Source organism: Oleiphilus sp. HI0061 (assembly GCF_001635675.1).
The window spans coordinates 1-1,008 of the sequence record NZ_LWFE01000287.1; the positions used below are offsets into that span (position 1 = coordinate 1).

At 44.2% G+C, this 1,008-nt stretch carries 2 protein-coding genes; one reads left to right on the forward strand and one right to left on the reverse strand.

From position 1 onward, the window contains the following. A partial coding sequence (locus A3735_RS30210) for a hypothetical protein (RefSeq protein ID WP_197485643.1) occupies positions 1-399 on the forward strand: 399 nt, incomplete at its 5' end. Positions 400-477: 78 nt separating this feature from the next. Here the strand turns inward: A3735_RS30210 and A3735_RS03710 are convergent. Then, a partial coding sequence (locus tag A3735_RS03710; RefSeq protein ID WP_197485644.1) for a BCCT family transporter occupies positions 478-1,008 on the reverse strand: 531 nt, incomplete at its 5' end.

The window sequence follows — 1,008 nt, forward strand, 5'->3', positions numbered from 1 at the left end:
AATGATGCCGTGCGAGTCCTGTCTCGCCGAGTTCAAGATATCAAAGGGCTTATTCTGGTAAAACGTACTAAGATTGATGCCAGTAAAAATGGCATTATTGAGGAAGAAGCACAAGCAGCCAATCGCCAACGACAGGGCTTGAAGGTTTTCGAGACGACCTTGAAAAAGCTCGAAAAGTATAAGTCCGATATCGATAACAATGAACACGACATTGTTGAATTGCATAACGAGTTAAAAAAAGTTAAAGATGAGTTCGACAAGAAAATTCGTCGCCTTGAAGTGATTACCGGTAAGACTGCCAGTGATTATGCCAAGCTTCTGCAAGATTTAAGTGACGACAATAAAGACAAACCCCAGACTCCCTCTGAAGAAGCACAAACAAACGATAACAATCCTTAGCCTAAACTATTACCCTAAAAGCGGACGTCTGCTTCATTAAGTATTTAATCTAACCTTAACAAAGCAAACGTGATCGTGTTATGAGTAATACTTAGGCTCAGTTCTGAGCCCCATCAACAAACTAACGCACATCGCAAGCAACACAAAGGTAAATGGCAACCCTGAAGAGATAGCACCTGCTTGCAGCGCTTGTATTGCTTCGGTCCCTCCTATCCATAACAAGGCAGCCGCGATTGCGCCTTCAATAGTTGCCCAGTAGATACGTTGGGGTACGGGCGCATCAATTTTNCCACCTGCTGTAATGCTATCAATGACCAAAGACCCTGAATCGGAAGAAGTAATAAAGAATACCAATACAAGGAGAATAGCGATCATCGATAGAAGCTGACTCATGGGCAGCTCATCGAACATCTGAAACATGGCAAGCGGGACATCCGTTAGACCATTTGCTCCAAGCTCACCGACACCGTTCACAACTTGATCGATGGCAATACCACCATAGACCGACATCCATATTACAGTCACTGCGGTTGGCACGAGTAGCACGGCACAGAGGAATTCGCGGATAGTTCTGCCTTTAGATATACGCGCAATAAACATTCCGACAAA